Below are 16612 nucleotides of genomic sequence, written 5' to 3' on the forward strand. Positions count from 1 at the left end.
GCGTTTCTCCTTGCTATCTGCGCAAAATCCGCCCGGCCTTCACGCCGGTGCATTTTCCTTTTTCCACGGCCACCGCACCGTCCACCAGCACATAGTCCATACCCTCTGCCAGGCAGCAGGGGTTTTCATAGGTGCCGGGCTGGTGCAGCTTTTCCGGGGCGAACACATTGATGTCCGCGTCCATGCCTGCCGCCAGCACGCCCTTGCCCGGCAGGTGCAAGACCTCCGCCGGCTTTTGCGTCATCTTGTGTATCGCCTGCTCCACCGTCAGCACGCCCCGCTCCCGCACAAAATGCTCCAATATATGCACAAATGTACCGTATACCCGGGGGTGCAGCAGCCCCTCCGTGGGGTAGGTGGCGTCGGAGATCACATTGGAAAGGGGACTTTGCAAAATGGTCACGATGTCCTCCTCGGAGGCCATAAAGTCCACCATGGTGATCTCGCAGTGCTCCCGCACCAGCAGGTCGCAGCAGCAGTCCAGGGGATTCTGCCCCCACAGAGCCGCGATTTCCGCGATGCTCTTGCCCTGGTACGGGTGGTCCTCCGGGCAGTGGAGGCTGGTGAGGCGAATGCCGTCCCACCCGGCCAGCTTGGCGATGTCGTCGAAGCCGCAGCCGTCCTCGATGCGTGCTGCCAGCTCCCGGCGCACGCCCTTGTCCTGAAGCCGTTTCACCACCGCCTCCATGCCTCCGGTGAGAAGGTCCGGCGGCAGAATGTGAATCAGCTGGGTGGACCCGGCCGTGTAGGGGTAGGCATCGCAGCCCACCTCCAGGCCCTCCTGCCGGGCCTGCTCCAGCATGGAAAGGGCCCTGGGGATCTTTACCCCCCAGTTGTCCCGGCCCATGGCCTTCAGGTGGCTGATGTGAACGGGTATGCGCAGCTTCCGCGCCACCGTCAGCATCTCCTCCAGGGCCTCCAAAACACCGCCGCCCTCCTGGCGCATATGCACCGTCACGGGGATGCTCTGCCCTGCCAGGGGCGATAGAGCCCGCATCAGCTCCTCGGTGGTGTAAAAGCATTCCGGGGCGTACCCCAGGCCCAGGGATACCCCCAGGGCCCCGTCTCCCAGAGCCTGCTCCATGGCCTTATGGATGGCCTTGTAGTGCTTCTCCTCCAGCCGCTCCAAGGCGTAGCCCGCCGCGCCGGCCCGCAGCACCCCCGCACCCACCAGCATCCCGGTGTGCAGCGGGGAGTCCGGCTGGTTTTCAAAATAGGCCGCCAGGGAGTCTGTGGAGACGGAGGCGGGCATCTGCCCGCATATGGGCTGCAAATAGGCGGCGATTTCCGCCCGACGACTGCGGCGGATAGGCGCGGCGGAGAGGCCGCAGTTGCCGTTTACAATGGTCGTAAGCCCCTGGCGCAGCTCCGGCTGGCCGAACCCGGGCCGGTAGGCCGCCAGGTCCGCGTGGCGGTGGATGTCAATGAACCCCGGCGTCACCAGCTTTCCCCGGGCACTAATGACCCGTCTTGCGTGGGCCTCGGGCAGCTGCCCCACCTCGACGATTTTTCCGTTTTCCACCGCCACATCGGCGGCGTAGGGGGCCCGGCCGGTGCCGTCTACCACCGTTCCGTCCCGAATCAAAAGATCGATCATGCTTCGCTCCCTCTTTTTGTCACTTCATTTTTAGCCAGGGGCAATGTCACGGTAAATCGGGTCACGCCCTGGGTGCTGGTGCAGCCGATGCTGCCCCGGTGGCTCTGCACAATGGTCCGGGCAATGGCCAGGCCCAGCCCGAAGCCCTCGCCTCCGGTGCGGGACTCGTCCACCCGGTAAAACCGGTCGAACAGGTGCCCCAGCTTTTCCGGCGGGATGGGGGCGCTGCGGTTTTCCACCCACAGCACGGCGTTTCGCCCCTCCCGGCGCAGGCCCATTTGAATGGGGGAGCCGGGCTCGGCATATTTTACGGCGTTGTCCAGCAGAATATCCGCCACCTGCCTTAGCTGCGCGCTTCGGCCGGAGACCGTCAGCTCCGGCTGCACGGTGTATTCCATGGGCTTCCCGTTTTCAAAGGCCACCGGCTCAAAGGCCAGTGCGCTCTCCAGCACCGTGTCCGACAGGTCCACCGCTTCCTCCGGCAGCCTTGTGCCGCTCTCGGTCCGGGCCAGGGTCAGCATATCCTCCACCAGGTCCTTCATGCGCAGGGACTCGGCGTGGATGTTGTCCAGGTATTGCCTGCTTTTTCCCCCGTCCGTCTCGCTGGCCGCCAGCTCCGCCGAGGACAGGATCACCGTCAGGGGCGTTTTCAGCTCGTGGGAGGCATCGGAGACAAACTGCTTCTGCTCCTGCCAGGCCTGCTGCACCGGCTTCACCGCGAAGCCCGCCAGCCAGTAGCTTACCCCCGTCAGCAGCAGCAGCGCCGCCAGGGATACCCCGCCCATCCGCAGCAGCAGGCTGCGCATGGTGGCCTGCTCCTGGGAACAGTCGGTGAAGGCCAGGCGCACCGTCAGCATCCCGTTCTGGCGCATATACCGCAGGGCGTAGTCCTGCAGGACGCCCTCCCGGCTCTCCCGCTGCAGAGCATCCTGCACAATACTTAATATCAGCGCATCGTTATCCAGATCGTAGTACCCGCTGCCCGCCAGACGCACGGTGCCGTCGGCATAAATATCTGCCACAAAGCAGGGCTGGCCACCGCCGCTTCCGGGCTGGGCGCCGGAGAGCATATGCCCCGCCAGGGCCTCCTGCAGGCGGCTTTCGCTGGCGCGCACCATTTGGCTCCGGGTGGACAGCGCCACCGCGGCCAGCACGCTCACCAGCAGCACCGCCACCGCAATGACGCTGATGCCCACGATCTTCAGCCGCAATTTCCGAATCATTTTGCTTCCTCCAGATAGTATCCTACCATCCGCACGGTCTTGATCTGTACCGCCGAGCGGATCAGCGCCAGCTTTCGCCGCAAAAAGGAGATGTATACCTCCACATTGTTGTCCTCTGCATCGGAGTCATAGCCCCAGGCCTTGAGCAGAAGCTGCTCCTTGGAGAGAATCTGTCCGCCGTTGCGCATGAGCATCTCCAGCAGGTCGTATTCCTTCCGGCTCAGCCGGGCGCTGCGCTCCTGGCAGCAAACCTGAAAGGAGCCGGGCTGCAGCTGCAGGTCGCCCCAGCGAATGGTGTCGTCCACCGTGGCCGTCCCGGCCTGCCGCCGCAGCAGGAGACGCACGCAGGCCAGCAGCTCCGGGCTCTGAAAGGGCTTGGTCAGATAGTAGTCGGCGCCCCGGTCCAGCCCGCAGACGCGGTCTGAAAGCTCGCCCCGGGCCGTGAGCATCAGAACCGGCAGCCGGCTCCCGCTCCCCCGCAGCCGCTCCAGCACCGTGAACCCGTCCAGCCCCGGCAGCATCACATCCAGCAGCATCAGGTCGTAAATGCCCGATAAGGCGTTGTCCAGGCCCTCGGTGCCGCTATAGCACACATCCACCGTGTACCCCTCCCGGTGCAGCAGGTCCCGCAAGGTCTGCGCCAGCCGCTTTTCGTCCTCCACCACAAGAATTCGCATGACCATACCCTCCCGGCTCCGTTTTTCTCTATTGTATACCGAAATTCTCCCGGACACAAGCCCCGGCGTGTAAGAGCATCGTATCCCGCCATGCTTTAAGAAACATTAAAAAAAGAGCCTATTTCCGCAAAAACCGCCGCATTCCCTCACTCCATGAAAAAACCGGGAGGACGAAGCCTCCCGGTCAACCGATTCTGTTATACTCACGCCGCCAGGCTCAAAAGCCCCGTTAAAAGCTGGGCTGTTGCGGCGGACACTTTGAAAATCGCCGGTACCTCGTTGTACATGGCAAAATACCCGTCCTCATAGCTGAGCCCCACCTTCACCGTGAAGCTCCCGGCACTGCCGTTGGCGGCGGTGTAATGCACCGTGGCCGTCACCGTGGGGTCAGTCAGGCCGCAGATGGGCAGCGCCCCGGAGCTGGGGTTATAGTCCACGCAGGACTCCAGCGTCATACCCTGCCCCAGGAGGCTCACCAGCCCCTCCAGCTGCCCGGACACATCCGTGCCCTCCCGCAGCCAGCGGCCATCGTCGCTGCGGCTGACGGCCACACTTGCGCCGCCGCCCTGGGCCTCAATGGCTGTAATTTGCTCCGCTGCCAATACCGGCACCGCCGGTATCTGCACCAGCTCATAGATGTTGCGGTCCATCATCTGCACCAGGGCGTCCGGTACCACATAGATTTTCGTCGTGTCGCCGTCCCGGCACATATAGTGTCCGCCGCCCTCGGCGGCGCTGCCGATCTGCAGGGAAATGCCCGACCCATCGGCGTCCTTTACCTCCAGAGTCCGGTCCGGGGCATCCAGGTCATAGGTGGTGATGTCACCGGGATTTTCCAGCGGCACCAGCACATTCAGAGCGCTCACCTGGTCCAAAAGCTCCTGGACCTTCGACTGGTTCAGAGGGATGGTGGTGTCATCCTTCCACTGCCATTCGCCTGCGTCGTTGTGGTTAAAGCGCAGGGTGTAGCTGGAGTTTTTGTAGATCAGCTCCTGGGTGGAGCTGCTCACCAGCCCCGTATCGTTGAGCGTGGTGGGGTCGGATGGCACCTTTTTTCCGCAGCCCGCGCAGGCCAGCACCGCCAGCGCCAAGGCCCCCGCAAGGATCTGTATTTTCTTCATAGGATTCGACTCCTTGTTTCGTAATTTCCCCGATTATAACAGATTTTTCCGCAAAAGGGAAGCCCCCCTAAAAAAGGGAAGCCGCCGCAGCGCTCCACAGCGCCGCGGCGGCCCCAATAAAAGCCTCGCAGAGTTTGCGCCCGCAGGCGCAAAAATTATGCGCGCAGCAGACTGCAAGCCTTTTGGCATAAAATTCCGAAGGAATTTTATCCAGTCAGAAGGAGACGGTCTCCGGCTCCGGCTTCTGGCAGGCGCTGATGCGGTCTACATACAGCACCGGCCCCTGGCCCTGGTAGGCCTCGCAGTTTTCCTTTTTCACCGTGGCGCGAATTTTCACCCAGTCCCGGTTTTTAAAGCGGTCCATGCCCTGGCCCTTGCACACCAAGGCCAAAAACTGCATGTCGTTTTCGCAACACACCATGGCAAAGCGCCCGGGGCAGTCCACGCCTTTGAACTTCTTGGAGTGGCACATCAGCGCCTTAAAGGTGACGCTGACCCCCTCGTAGCGCTCCGGGTGGTCCATCAGGTCCACATACCAGATGCCGTAGTCCTCGTCCGCCACCTCCAGGTGCCCCGAGGACAGATCGAAGGGCATCATGTCCTCCGTTACATATTCCTCGCTGGTACCGTCCTCGTTTTCCAGATAGATGTCCGCCCGGCGGTTGGCCATGCGCAGGTTCTTGGAGCGCAGGTCGGCCCGGAGCTGCTCGTTGCAGCGGTTAAAAATAAGCATATCGGCGTTGGAGACCTTCTCCATCACCAGCTGGCCCATGTTCTTCAGGTAGGGCTCAAAGGTCCGGGCGTCCATCAGGCAGATGATCTGATACAGGACCCAGTTTCCCGGCAGCCCGTCCCGGTACAGGGGCTCCATCATCCACATGCCGTTATATTCGATGATGACCTGCTTGGGGCGATACTGCTTTTCCAGCTTCTTAAAAAGCTCCGGCGTCAGCTCCGCCTGGTCCTCCACCGTGTAGGTGAACACATTGAAAAGCCCGTGGGGATCGTATTCCTCCTCCCCCTCCTCGCAGCAAATGAGCAGGGTCTTGTCCTCGGCGGCAAAGCCGTCCTTGAGGATGCCGTTTATAAAGTTTGTCTTGCCGGCATCCAGAAACCCGGCAATGAGATATACAGGAATATCCATACTTCTTCTCCCTTACAGGCCGAACAGCTCTGCCAGCCTGCTCTCATCCAGCTTGGAGCCGATAACGCACAGCCGCCCGGTATAGTCCGCCGGGCCGAAGCGCACCTCGTGCTCCTGGGGCACATAGTCAAAGTGCAGCCACTTTCCGCCCTCGCAGGGAACGATGCCCTTGGCCCGGAGAATTGCGCCGTATTCGCCGCCGTCCAGAGCCGTGAGAATGCGGTCGATGTCCGCCTCCGTAAAGGTCTTGGGCGTCTCCGCGCCCCAGCTGGTGAACACCTCGTCGGCGTGGTGATGATGGTGGTGGCAGGCGCACGCCGGGTCGTCGCACTCGCCGTCGTGGTGGTGATGCTCGTGTTCATGTTCATGGTCGTGGTCATGGTCGTGGCAGCATCCGTCGTGGTCGTGGTGATGGTGCTCCTCGTCCTCCTCGTGGTCGTGATGGTCGTGGTCATGATGATGCTCGCCCTCATCGTGGTCATCATGGTCATCATGGTCATGGTGATGATGGTGATGCTCCTCCTCCTCGGCCTCGTGCTCGGCCCGGATGCGCTCCATCAGCTCGTCCGCCAGAGACACCTTCTCCATGGCGGCCAGGATGGTCTTGCCGTCCAGCTGGTCCCAGGGGGTGGTGATAATGGCGGCGTCCTTGTTTTTCTCCCGCAGCAGGGCCACGGCGGCCTCCAGCTTCTCGGGGCTCACCTTCTGGGTGCGGCTGAGGATGATGGTACCGGCGGTCTCGATTTGGTTGTTGTAAAACTCACCGAAGTTCTTCATGTAGACCTTTACCTTGGAGGCGTCGGCCACGGTGACAAAGCTGCTCAGCTTCATCTCCGGCACATCCTTCACGGTGTTCTCCACCGCCAGGATCACATCGGAGAGCTTCCCCACGCCCGAGGGCTCAATGAGGATGCGGTCCGGGGCAAACTGCTTCTGCACATCCACCAGCGCCCGGCCAAAGTCGCCCACCAGGGAGCAGCAAATGCACCCGGAGGACATCTCGCTGATCTGCACCCCGGCGTCCTTCAAAAACCCGCCGTCAATGCTGATCTCACCGAACTCGTTTTCAATGAGCACCAGCTTCTCGCCCTTGTAGGCCTCCGCCAGCATCTTCTTAATAAGCGTGGTTTTTCCCGCGCCCAAAAAGCCGGACACAATATCAATTTTAGTCATAATTCGTGCTTCCTTTCTGACTTTTGTATATAAAAATATAATGTGTAAACTATATCCATATCCGTAGGGGCGACTCTTGCGGTCGCCCGTGGGAGGGGAAATCGGCGAAGCGCCGCCAGTGGCGGATGAAGCGAGCCGGTTTCGAGGAAGTGCCCCGATTGGCGGGCACGACAGTGCCCGTCAGTCAGTCGGCACAACGGTGGGCAAGAGAGCCCCTCCCCTACGGAAGCGTAACAAGAACTGTGGCGAAGGGGGGCGTCGGGGACGCCGCCCCCTACAAAGTTCTATCGGTGAATGGTGCGTAGGGACTGATGTAGGCATTGGCTCGCCCTACCGCACTTCATGTTACGCGAATGCCTCCGGCGGGGCACTTTCTGTCACCAGCGACAGAAAGTACCCAAAGAACGCCGCCAAAACCAATGGTTTTGGAATCCTTGCGCGGGCGTGGTGCGGAATGTATCGGGGCCTTTCATCTCCGCGAATAAAACAGTACAAATCCGTTTCGTGCTTTCGCATTGCCTCAGGCTCTATCCACCGCGACGCGCTCCGCGCTTGTGCTGCCCGTCCTAACAGGGTGGCCCTCTGCGTCTACCGCGCGGCGCGATGCTCACATCGCGCCCTACGAAGTTCTATCGGTAAACGCTCCGTAGGGGACGATGCCTACATCGTCCCGCTTACCGCACCTCTTATAACCCGTCCGTAGGGCGGCGTGCCCTCACGCCGCCGTGATGGTGCGGTGGTTATCGGGCGGCGGGCTGAGGGCAGCCCGCCCTACGCACTGCACTCCTTGTAATGTGTCATTGCGAGACCAGTTCGCAAACTGGTGTGGCAATCCGTACCCCCGTCCCTCGGCCCCCTTGCCTAAAGGGGGCTGGCACGGCGAAGCTGTGACTGGGGGATTCCACTCTGCGGCGCACTTCTTGGGCCGGGGCATCCCTCTTATCCTATTTATCTTATCCCATTTTCCGAAAAAAGCAAGGCTTCCCCTGTGAATTTTTTGTGATACGCGCCACATCTGCTTTTTTCCTGTTGCCAAACGCCCCGACTTGTAGTAAAATAACCCTGTTGACAGTCCTCCGTGTGAAGCTGCGGAGCCGGTCTTGCGCAATGGATGCCCACGAATCATGTCAGGCGGGGAACCGAGCAGCATTAAGAGGGATCATTCATGTGCCGCAAGGGCGCCGGCTCTGTGGCTTCATGGGGAGGACTATCTATTTTCGCAAAAATTCCAAAGGAATTTTCACGAAAAGATTTACAGCCCGCTGCGCGCGTAATTTTTGCGCAAAGCGCAAAAATTCCACACCGGCGGGCTAAACGGTTTTTGGGAAACCGATTTTTATAAGGGAGGCAGGCCCATGTATCAGGCACTCTATCGCAAGTGGCGGCCCATCACCTTTTCTCAGGTGGTCGGCCAAGAGCATATCACCGATACCCTTCGGCGTCAGGTGGCTGAGGGCCGCACGGGCCACGCCTACCTTTTCACCGGCACCCGGGGTACCGGCAAGACCACCTGCGCCCGGATCCTGGCCAAGGCCATCAACTGCCTGCATCCTGTGGACGGCGCCCCCTGCAATCAGTGTGAGGCCTGCCGGGGCATCGACGAGGGCCGCCTGCTGGACATCACCGAGCTGGACGCCGCCAGCAACAACGGCGTGGACAGCGTCCGGGCCCTTCGGGAGGAGGCGGTGTATACCCCCTCGGTGCTGAAAAAGCGTGTGTATATCATCGATGAGGTGCATATGCTCTCCACCCCCGCCTTTAACGCTCTGCTTAAAATCCTGGAGGAGCCGCCGGAGCATCTGGTGTTCATCCTGGCTACCACGGAGCTGCATAAGGTCCCGGCCACCATCCTCTCCCGCTGCCAGCGCTATTCCTTCAAGCGTATCCTGCCCCGAGACATCGCCCGTCAGCTTCGCTACATCGCCGGGGAGGAGCAGATTGACCTGACCCCGGACGGGGCGGATATTCTGGCCCGGATGGCAGGCGGCGCCATGCGTGACGCGCTGAGCCTGCTGGACCAGTGCCGCAGCTTTGAGGGGACCTTGAGTGCTTCGGCTATTTTGAACCTTCTGGGTTTGGCAGGGGGAGTGCAGACCGCCCGGCTCATGGAACTGCTTCTGAAGCGGGACGCCCGGGAAGCCCTGCTGCTGCTGGATCAGCTCTACCGGGACGGAAAGGACATCGCCGCCCTGCTGCGGGAGCTGTCGGACCTGTGCCGGGACCTACTGATCCTGCACACGGCCCCGGAGGGCGGCGCGGCTCTGCTGACGGGACTGTATGAGGAAAAGACCCTCTCGGCTCTGGGCGCGAACGCGTCGGGCAGTCGCCTGTTCTATATGGCGGAGGTTTTGGGGCAGACCCTGGCCCGCCTCAGCGACAGCGGCTCTCTCCGCACCGAGGCGGAGCTGTGCCTGCTGAAGCTCTGCGACGAAAGCCTCTGCGGAGACCTCTCGGCCCTGAACACCCGCCTGGAGCGGCTGGAAAAGGCGGCGGCCAAGGGCTTTGCGGCCCCGGCTTCGGAAAGCACTTCGGCCCCGGCCGTGCCGCAGCCGGAAATCCGCCAACCCATTCCCTCCGCTCCGGCCCCCAAGGCCCAGCCTGTCCCGGCCAAGCCGGAGCCGAAAATTCAGCCCGCCCCGGCGGAAAAAGCCCCGGCACCGTCCGAGCCGAAAGCGGCGGCCTCCGCCCGGGAGGACGGCGAAATTTGGGCCCGCCTGCAAAACCAGTATAAGGCCGGGCTGCGGACGGATAAGCGGGTGTTTCTGAATCGGGCCAGCGGCGTCCTGTCCGGCGGCGTGCTCACCGTCACCTGCCCGGACGATATGGTCAAAAGATATTTGGACTGCCCCGAGGTAAACGGGGTGCTTCAGAGCGTCACCGAGGCCCAGTGCGGAAGCCCGGTCCGGGTGGTGTTCACCCTGGGGAGCGGAAAGTCCGCCCCGCTGCACCGGTCTGACACCGAATCGGCACCGCCAAAGCGCACCAAACCGGCACCAAACAGCACCGAATCGGCACCGTCTGTCCCGGCGGAAAAGCCCGCCGAAACGCCCCCCTGGGAGGCCCCGCCCCCTGCGTCGGACCGGATGGATGAGCTGCTGGAGGAGGCCGGACGGCTGGATAATTTCAATATAAAATAATAATTATAAAATAAGGAGAAACATAAGTATGGCAAAGGGTTACAGCGCAAGAGGCGGCTTCACCGGCGGCGCCGGAATGATGCGCCAGCAGCAGCAAATGCAGCAGAAAATCATGAAAATGCAGCAGGAAATGGAGAAGGCCCAGGCCGATGTGGAGAGCGCCTTCTTCTCCGCCACCGCCGGAGGCGGTGTGGTAAAAGCAACGGTCAGCGGCAAGCGCCAGCTCACCGAGCTGACCATTCAGCCCGAGGCCGTGGACCCGGAGGATGTGGAGATGCTCCAGGACCTGGTGATTTCCGCTGTGAACGAGGCCATGCGCCAGGCGGAGGACGCCCTGGAAAACAGCATGCAGAGCCTCACCGGCGGGCTGAATTTCCCCGGCTTCGGCCTGTAAAAAGCAAACAAAAGCATCCTGAAACCCCATGGTTTCAGGATGCTTTGCTATAAATTTTAAATTATTTTAAAGAATTAAGAATAGGTGCGCACCACGGCGGCCACCTTGCCCAAAATGGAGGCGTGGCGGCCATCAATAGGGCTGTATGCTTCGTTTTCCGGCAGGAGCCAGACCTGCCCGTTGCGGCGGGAGAGACGCTTCACCGTGGCCTCGTCCTCCAGCAGCGCCACCACGATCTCACCGTTCTGAGCGGTTTTCTGCTGGTGGACCACCACCAGATCACCGGGGAGAATGCCTGCGTTCAGCATGGACTCGCCCCGAACACGCAGGGCGAAAAACTCCCCGTCCCGACCCTGGGTGTCGAAGGGGATATAATCGTCAATGCACTCCTGCGCCAAGATGGGTGTACCGGCGGCCACATCGCCCAGCACCGGCACCCGGCCGGGAGCATAGCCCGCCTCCTGCACCGGCGTGACCTGCTGCGTGGCGGGGGCAGCATCCGGCCGCTCCACCAAGGTCAGGGCCCGGCCCTTGCGCCCGTCCTTGCTCAGGTAGCCCAGCTCCTCCAGATGCTTAATATGAAAATGCACGGTGGAGGGGGACTTCAGCCCCACGGCCTCGCCGATTTCCCGGACGGAGGGCGGATAGCCCTGGTCGCGGATAAAGGACGCGATATAGTCGTAGATTCTCTGCTGCATGGCGGTCAATTTCTGCATACGATCCCCTCCTGCCTTATGTTATTAAATAGTATAGCACACATTTCCGGAGATTGCAACAACTGTTCGATTATTTTTTTGAATTCTTTTTTGGTTTTATACTTGCATTTGGGGAAAGAATATGCTATGATGATGATTACTTAATGGATATTATGCCATATGGCATCCAAAAATACGGAGGGAAGAAAGATTATGTTGATCGCTGTTACCATTGTGCAGCTGCTGGCTGCTCTTGTTTTGATTCTGATTGTGCTGTTCCAGTCCGGTAAGAGCCAGGGCCTGTCCGGCGCCATTGGCGGCATTGCCGACTCCTATATGTCCAAGGGCAAGGCTCGCACCGTAGACGCCAAGCTGGCGAAGGCTACCAAGTGGGTAGGCGCTGTGTTTGTTATTTTGACCCTGGTGCTGGACTGCATGGTTGCCGCCGGTTTGTAATCGACCGGGAGCATGAAGTGAATAATTGTGTTGTGTAGAAATACCGCCCGAAGCCATGGCTTCGGGCGGTATTTTTGCGTGTGGGGGGAGGGTGCGGAAAAGAATCCCCCAGGCACGGCTTCGCCGTGCCAGCCCCCTTTAGGCAAGGGGGCCAAGGGGACGGGGGATGCGGATTGCCACGGCCAGTTTGCGAACTGGCCTCGCAATGACACGGGTTTTGCAAGGACTACGGTGGGTTCCCTTATAGTGCGTAGGGGAGGGGCTCTGCCCCTCCCGCGGGCGGGGAAATCGGCGAAGCGCTGCCGGTGGCAGAGGAAGCGAGCCGGTTTCGAGGAAGTGCCCCGATTGGCGGCCACAACGGTGGCCGGGAATCGGTTGGCACGACGGTGGGCAAGAGAACCCCGCCCCTACGAGGGGGTTACAAGAGGTGCAGCGGGCGGGTCGTCCGGGAGGCCGACCTCTACGGGTGGTTACAAGGGGTACAACGGGCGGGCCGATGTGGGCATCGGCCCCTACGGATGTGCTACAAGGAGTGCGGTGGGCGGGGCGTCCGGGAGGCCGACCCCTACGGACGGTTACAAGAGGTGCGGGGGTTTATGCCGGGTAGGCGGTGGTGGAGATGTTGTAGTCGGACATATCGGCACCCTCGTGGGGGAGGAGGCTGCGGATGGCGATATTGCCGGCGGTGCAGTCGGAAATGGTGAGGGTCTGCCAGCGGGTGTCCGGGGAGTAGGTGCTGAAATAGATATAGCCGTCGCCTATTTCATCAGGGGGGCAGGCGAAGCCCCCTGTATCGGACCAGAGTAGGAGTGAGCCGCTTTCCAGCAGGGCTTTGGCGAGGTCAGTATCGCTGGCCCAATAGAGGACATATACCTGTCCGTTATCGCCGGAGACATAGCCTAAAATTTGGATGGCCAGGTCGTCGCTGATGTCGATGATGTCGCCGCAGTCGGCCTCGATGTCCCGGTAATGGACAGCCGGTGTGGTGGACTCCGAATCCCAGTCACTATCATCCCAGTCGATGTCGGACCAGTCGTTGGCCTCCCGGAATTCATGATCCCAGATGGCTTTGTGCAGCAGACCCCCCTTAGCCAGGGCGAAAATGAGCAGGAAAACAATGACGATGATAACAAAGGCAAGGGTGTTATTTCGGGGCTTGCCCTTGGAATAGCGGACCTGGGATGGCTTTGGGGCGGCGCCCTCCGCCTGTGGGGCGGAGGGCTTTTTCCGGGGCTTGCGGGTCTGCTCCTCGAAGCAGACCTTCTTTTCGTAGCACACCTTTTCCGAGGGTGTGCCGTGGTGGACGGAGCCGTCGGCTGCCACCCACTCCTGGCGGGGCGGGCGGTTATAGGCACCGCAGCGGGGGCAGCAGCCCTCCCGGTGATAGTCGTAGTGTTTGCCGCAGGCGGCGCAGCGGATGGTCGGCATATTTCAGTCCTCCTCTCTTTTTTCTTTATCATACAGGACGCGGGGTGGGTTTACCACCTATTTGAAGTTGCACAGGGCGGTTTTCGGGGGCAACTTTAAGTTTACGGGGATAGTATAGCATGGGGAGGCCCGGGGGGCAAGATGGGGGAGGGAAAAAAGACAGATTGCCACACCGGTGAATGGGTCACCGGTGTGGCAAGGGCAGGGTGGTATTACAGGGGCCGGTGGGGCGGCAAGCTCTGTGAGGCTTTTTGACACGCGGCTTTCATTCAATGGTGCCGCCGCCCAAGGTGACCTCGTCCTGATAGAGGACTACGGCCTGACCGGCGGTGATGGCGCGCTGAGGAGTGTCGAAGGTCACCCGGATGCGGCCGTCGGGAAGGGGGGTCACGGTGGCCGCTGCCTCGGTCTGGCTATAACGGGTTTTGGCCGTGACCCGGAGGGGGGCGGCAGGAGGCTCGCCGCTGATCCAATTCACCCGGTTTGCCGTGAGGTCGGAGGTAAAAAGGTCCTGATCATCCCCCAGCAGGATGGTGTTATCGGCGGCGTTTTTCCGCAGGACATAGACATGCTTCCCGGCACTGACGCCCAGACCCTTGCGCTGGCCGGTGGTGTAGCAGGGCAGGCCCTTGTGACGGCCCAGCACATGGCCGTCCCGGTCTACAAAGTCGCCGGGGGTCAGGTCTACGCCGCCATATTCCCGGAGAAACTGCACATAATCCCCGTCGGGGACGAAGCAGATGTCCTGACTGTCGGACTTGTCGGCATTGAGCAGGCCCGCCTGACGGGCACTGTCTCTTATAGAGGGCTTGTCGTACTCCCCTACGGGCAGCAGCAGGTGGGAAAGCTGGTGCTGCGTGAGCTGGTAGAGGACATAGCTCTGGTCCTTGTGCCGGTCGCGGCCCCGGAGGAGGCGGTATTTTTGCGTGGCTGCATCGAAGTCCACCCGGGCGTAGTGGCCGGTGGCCAGGTAATCGTAGCCCAGGAGCAGGGCGCGCTCCAGCAGGGCGCCGAACTTCAGGCAGCGGTTGCAGTCGATACAGGGGTTGGGGGTTCGCCCGGCGCAGTATTCGGAGACAAAGCGGTCCATGACATCCCGGGCAAAGCGCTCCGTCTCATTGAAAACATAGAATTTCATGCCCAGACTGTAGGCAACGCTGCGGGCATCGGCGGCATCGTCGGCAGAGCAGCAGGTGCCCTCCGTCTCTCCGCTGTACAGGCGCAGCATGGCCCCGTCGCAGGCATAGCCCTGCTGCCGGAGCAGGAGGGCGGCGGCGGAGCTGTCTACCCCGCCGGACATGGCCACTAAGACTTTTTTCTCGCTCATATTGCGGCACGCTCTATTCATTCAGATTTTTTTCGGCAAAGCCTGCGTAGGGCAGGGCATCGGAAAGCTCCATCATCACCGGCTGGAAGCCGCCGGCATAGTGGAAGGGCACATCCTGCACGGCGGCACCGCAGCGCCGGGCGGGCAGAGACACGGTGACACAGGTGCCCTGGCCGGGGGTGGAACGGAGCAGGAGGCTTCCGCCCTGGCGCTGGGCAAAGCAGCGGCAAAGACTCAGGCCCAGACCCAGACCGTGGGGCGGAGGGTCCATGCGGCCTGCATGGAAAATGCGGTCGTACACCGTGTCCTGAAGCTCCGGAGCAATGCCGCAGCCGGTATCGGACACCTGCAAAAGGGCCTGGCTCCCCTGCTGGAGCAGGGTGACGCGCACCTGACCCCCGGCAGGGGTGAACTTGGCGGCGTTGGACAGCAGGTTCCAGAAAATACGGGCGGTATAGGTCCCGTTGAAGCCCATGATGAGGTGCCGGGGACGGAGGTCCGCGCACAGGGTCAGGTCGCACTGCTCCAAAAGGGGCTGGGCCTGGCGGCACAGGTCATCTATAAAAAGGACCAGATCCATGTCCTGCTTGGGCAGGGGGAAATCCTCCGCCAGCAGGGAGGCGTCGGTGAGGTTGGTGACGGTGCGCAGCAGGCGGTAATAGCTTTGACGCAGAATGCAGGTGTCCGGGGTATCTCCCGAGGACAGGGCTGCGTGCATATTAGCCAGGGTGCCGCGCAGCTGGGCGGCGATGCCGGGCAGCGTTTTGGTGAGGAGCTGCACCTCCTGGGGTGTGTAGTCCATACCAAGCCTCCTTTCATAGGTAGTGTTTGAGGGAAAGAGGAAAATATCCCGTGCGGGGGCGTGGGAAATTGCACAGGGAAAAGGGCTTGTGTATAGTTTCCGTTAACACATCGCGGTTTCCGTTAACACATCATAGCAAAAAGAGACCGAAAAGGCAAGAACATTGATGAGAAATATTGACGAAATTACGAATAATTTTTTGAAAGGGCGGGCATTATTTTTTACAAAGTGGGGATTGCATTTTTAAAAAAAATCGAATATAATACAGAATGTACCATATGTTTAGGATATTCCACCCGAAAGGAGAATTTTATAATGAGTATTAAGGTTGGTATCAACGGCTTTGGCCGTATCGGCCGTATGGTGGTGCGCCGGGCCCTGGAGCACCCGGAAATCGAGATCGTGGGCATCAATGACCTGTGCCCGGCGGATTACCTGGCCTATATGCTGAAATATGACTCTATGCACGGCAAGTTCACCGGAGAGGTGAAGGCGGAGGACGGCGTCATTATCATTAACGGTAGGCGCATCCCCGTCAGCGCCGAGCGTGACCCCGCGAACCTCCCTTGGAAGGACCTGGGCGCAGAGTATGTCATTGAGTCCACGGGTCTGTTTTTGACCAAGGAGAAGGCCCAGGGCCACATTGCCGCCGGGGCCAAGCATGTGGTGATGTCTGCCCCGTCCAAGGACGACACCCCCATGTTTGTGACGGGCGTGAACCTGGATAAGTATACCTCCGATATGCAGTTTGTGTCCAACGCCAGCTGCACCACCAACTGCCTGGCACCCATCGCCAAGGTGCTTAACGACAAGTTCGGCATCGCCGACGGCCTGATGACCACCGTACACTCCATCACCGCCACCCAGAAAACCGTGGATGGCGTGTCCCTGAAGGACTGGCGGGGCGGCCGGGCGGCCAGCGGCAACATCATTCCCTCCTCCACCGGCGCGGCCAAGGCCGTGGGTAAGGTGATCCCGGAGCTGGCGGGAAAGCTCACAGGCATGAGCATGCGGGTGCCTACCCTGGATGTGTCGGTTGTGGATCTGACGGTGAACCTGAAGAAGCCCGCCACCTACGACGAGATCTGCGCCGCCATGAAGGAGGCCTCCGAGGGCGAGCTGAAGGGCGTGCTGGGCTACACCGATGAGTCGGTGGTGTCCTCTGACTTCCTGGGCGATCCCCACACCTCTGTGTTTGACGCCAAGGCCGGTATCGCCCTGACGGACACCTTTGTGAAGGTGGTAAGCTGGTACGACAACGAGATGGGCTACTCTGACAAGCTGCTGTGCCTCATTGAGCATATGTATTCCGTAGACCACAAATAAAAATCCCTGTCGAAAATTTCTTCGGAATTTTCCGACAAAAGGCTTGCAGTCTGCTGCGCGCATAATTTTGCCGCAGGCGGGCGGCAAACTCTGCGAGGCTTTTTTAGACTGG

Annotated in this window: 14 protein-coding genes and 1 other RNA gene; 5 read left to right on the forward strand and 10 right to left on the reverse strand. The window is 60.8% G+C overall.

Annotation, left to right across the window (positions count from 1 at the left end; genetic code table 11):
* Positions 1–13: 13 nt before the first annotated feature.
* From KI236_RS10880 to KI236_RS10905, 6 genes are all read right to left on the reverse strand, one after another.
* Positions 14–1597, reverse strand: a complete 1584-nt coding sequence (locus KI236_RS10880) for an N-acyl-D-amino-acid deacylase family protein (protein WP_212821800.1) — start codon at positions 1595–1597, stop codon at positions 14–16.
* Positions 1594–2820, reverse strand: coding sequence for a sensor histidine kinase (locus tag KI236_RS10885; protein ID WP_212821801.1), 1227 nt, complete (start codon positions 2818–2820; stop codon positions 1594–1596). Before KI236_RS10885 ends, KI236_RS10880 begins: the two co-directional genes overlap by 4 nt.
* Positions 2817–3497: a response regulator transcription factor gene (locus KI236_RS10890; RefSeq protein ID WP_212821803.1), complete on the reverse strand. Its 681-nt coding sequence runs from the start codon at positions 3495–3497 to the stop codon at positions 2817–2819. Before KI236_RS10890 ends, KI236_RS10885 begins: the two co-directional genes overlap by 4 nt.
* A gap of 203 nt (positions 3498–3700) precedes the next feature.
* Positions 3701–4618, reverse strand: a complete 918-nt coding sequence (locus tag KI236_RS10895; RefSeq protein WP_212821804.1) for a DUF4340 domain-containing protein — start codon at positions 4616–4618, stop codon at positions 3701–3703.
* 214 nt (positions 4619–4832) lie between these two features.
* Positions 4833–5762 (reverse strand): TIGR03943 family putative permease subunit, encoded by a 930-nt coding sequence (locus KI236_RS10900; protein WP_212821806.1) that lies wholly within the window; start codon positions 5760–5762, stop codon positions 4833–4835.
* Between the two features lie 12 nt (positions 5763–5774).
* Positions 5775–6935, reverse strand: coding sequence for a CobW family GTP-binding protein (locus tag KI236_RS10905; protein WP_212821807.1), 1161 nt, complete (start codon positions 6933–6935; stop codon positions 5775–5777).
* Between the two features lie 1091 nt (positions 6936–8026).
* Between KI236_RS10905 and ffs the strand changes: the two genes are divergently transcribed.
* From ffs to KI236_RS10920, 3 genes are all read left to right on the forward strand, one after another.
* Positions 8027–8126, forward strand: an RNA gene (gene ffs / locus KI236_RS10910) — signal recognition particle sRNA small type.
* A 164-nt stretch (positions 8127–8290) separates the two neighbouring features.
* Positions 8291–10072: a DNA polymerase III subunit gamma/tau gene (gene dnaX / locus KI236_RS10915; protein WP_212821809.1), complete on the forward strand. Its 1782-nt coding sequence runs from the start codon at positions 8291–8293 to the stop codon at positions 10070–10072.
* A 28-nt stretch (positions 10073–10100) separates the two neighbouring features.
* Positions 10101–10466, forward strand: coding sequence for a YbaB/EbfC family nucleoid-associated protein (locus tag KI236_RS10920; RefSeq protein ID WP_212821810.1), 366 nt, complete (start codon positions 10101–10103; stop codon positions 10464–10466).
* Positions 10467–10540: 74 nt separating this feature from the next.
* On the opposite strand, the gene lexA is transcribed toward KI236_RS10920, so the two are convergent.
* On the reverse strand, positions 10541–11182 hold the full coding sequence (gene lexA, locus KI236_RS10925; protein WP_212821812.1) for a transcriptional repressor LexA: 642 nt from the start codon (positions 11180–11182) through the stop codon (positions 10541–10543).
* A 192-nt stretch (positions 11183–11374) separates the two neighbouring features.
* Here lexA and secG point away from each other — a divergent pair, with 192 nt between their 5' ends.
* Positions 11375–11617: a preprotein translocase subunit SecG gene (gene secG, locus KI236_RS10930; RefSeq protein ID WP_212821814.1), complete on the forward strand. Its 243-nt coding sequence runs from the start codon at positions 11375–11377 to the stop codon at positions 11615–11617.
* Between the two features lie 594 nt (positions 11618–12211).
* On the opposite strand, the gene KI236_RS10935 is transcribed toward secG, so the two are convergent.
* The 3 genes from KI236_RS10935 to KI236_RS10945 form a co-directional block, all read right to left on the reverse strand.
* Complete coding sequence (locus KI236_RS10935; protein WP_212821816.1) at positions 12212–13045, reverse strand: PhlB family protein; 834 nt, start codon at positions 13043–13045, stop codon at positions 12212–12214.
* Positions 13046–13310: 265 nt separating this feature from the next.
* A complete protein-coding gene (gene mnmA, locus KI236_RS10940; protein WP_212821818.1) occupies positions 13311–14372 on the reverse strand; it encodes a tRNA 2-thiouridine(34) synthase MnmA in 1062 nt (353 codons plus the stop codon).
* A gap of 13 nt (positions 14373–14385) precedes the next feature.
* The gene (locus KI236_RS10945) at positions 14386–15174 is read right to left on the reverse strand and encodes a sensor histidine kinase (protein ID WP_212821822.1); all 789 of its coding nucleotides are present in this window, start codon (positions 15172–15174) and stop codon (positions 14386–14388) included.
* A gap of 315 nt (positions 15175–15489) precedes the next feature.
* On the opposite strand from KI236_RS10945, the gene gap reads away from it, so the two are divergent.
* Positions 15490–16500 (forward strand): type I glyceraldehyde-3-phosphate dehydrogenase, encoded by a 1011-nt coding sequence (gene gap, locus KI236_RS10950; protein WP_212821823.1) that lies wholly within the window; start codon positions 15490–15492, stop codon positions 16498–16500.
* The last annotated feature ends 112 nt before the right edge of the window (positions 16501–16612 follow it).

The sequence above is a fragment of the Vescimonas fastidiosa genome (assembly GCF_018326305.1).
GTDB classification, from domain to species: domain Bacteria; phylum Bacillota; class Clostridia; order Oscillospirales; family Oscillospiraceae; genus Vescimonas; species Vescimonas fastidiosa.

Excerpts from the sequence above, each read along its gene's own strand:
- KI236_RS10880 (WP_212821800.1), bottom strand. The coding sequence starts at position 1,597 with ATGATCGATCTTTTGATTCGGGACGGAACGGTGGTAGACGGCACCGGC.
- KI236_RS10885 (WP_212821801.1), bottom strand. The coding sequence starts at position 2,820 with ATGATTCGGAAATTGCGGCTGAAGATCGTGGGCATCAGCGTCATTGCG.
- KI236_RS10890 (WP_212821803.1), bottom strand. The coding sequence starts at position 3,497 with ATGCGAATTCTTGTGGTGGAGGACGAAAAGCGGCTGGCGCAGACCTTG.
- KI236_RS10895 (WP_212821804.1), bottom strand. The coding sequence starts at position 4,618 with ATGAAGAAAATACAGATCCTTGCGGGGGCCTTGGCGCTGGCGGTGCTG.
- KI236_RS10900 (WP_212821806.1), bottom strand. The coding sequence starts at position 5,762 with ATGGATATTCCTGTATATCTCATTGCCGGGTTTCTGGATGCCGGCAAG.
- KI236_RS10905 (WP_212821807.1), bottom strand. The coding sequence starts at position 6,935 with ATGACTAAAATTGATATTGTGTCCGGCTTTTTGGGCGCGGGAAAAACC.
- dnaX (WP_212821809.1), top strand. The coding sequence starts at position 8,291 with ATGTATCAGGCACTCTATCGCAAGTGGCGGCCCATCACCTTTTCTCAG.
- KI236_RS10920 (WP_212821810.1), top strand. The coding sequence starts at position 10,101 with ATGGCAAAGGGTTACAGCGCAAGAGGCGGCTTCACCGGCGGCGCCGGA.
- lexA (WP_212821812.1), bottom strand. The coding sequence starts at position 11,182 with ATGCAGAAATTGACCGCCATGCAGCAGAGAATCTACGACTATATCGCG.
- secG (WP_212821814.1), top strand. The coding sequence starts at position 11,375 with ATGTTGATCGCTGTTACCATTGTGCAGCTGCTGGCTGCTCTTGTTTTG.
- KI236_RS10935 (WP_212821816.1), bottom strand. The coding sequence starts at position 13,045 with ATGCCGACCATCCGCTGCGCCGCCTGCGGCAAACACTACGACTATCAC.
- mnmA (WP_212821818.1), bottom strand. The coding sequence starts at position 14,372 with ATGAGCGAGAAAAAAGTCTTAGTGGCCATGTCCGGCGGGGTAGACAGC.
- KI236_RS10945 (WP_212821822.1), bottom strand. The coding sequence starts at position 15,174 with ATGGACTACACACCCCAGGAGGTGCAGCTCCTCACCAAAACGCTGCCC.
- gap (WP_212821823.1), top strand. The coding sequence starts at position 15,490 with ATGAGTATTAAGGTTGGTATCAACGGCTTTGGCCGTATCGGCCGTATG.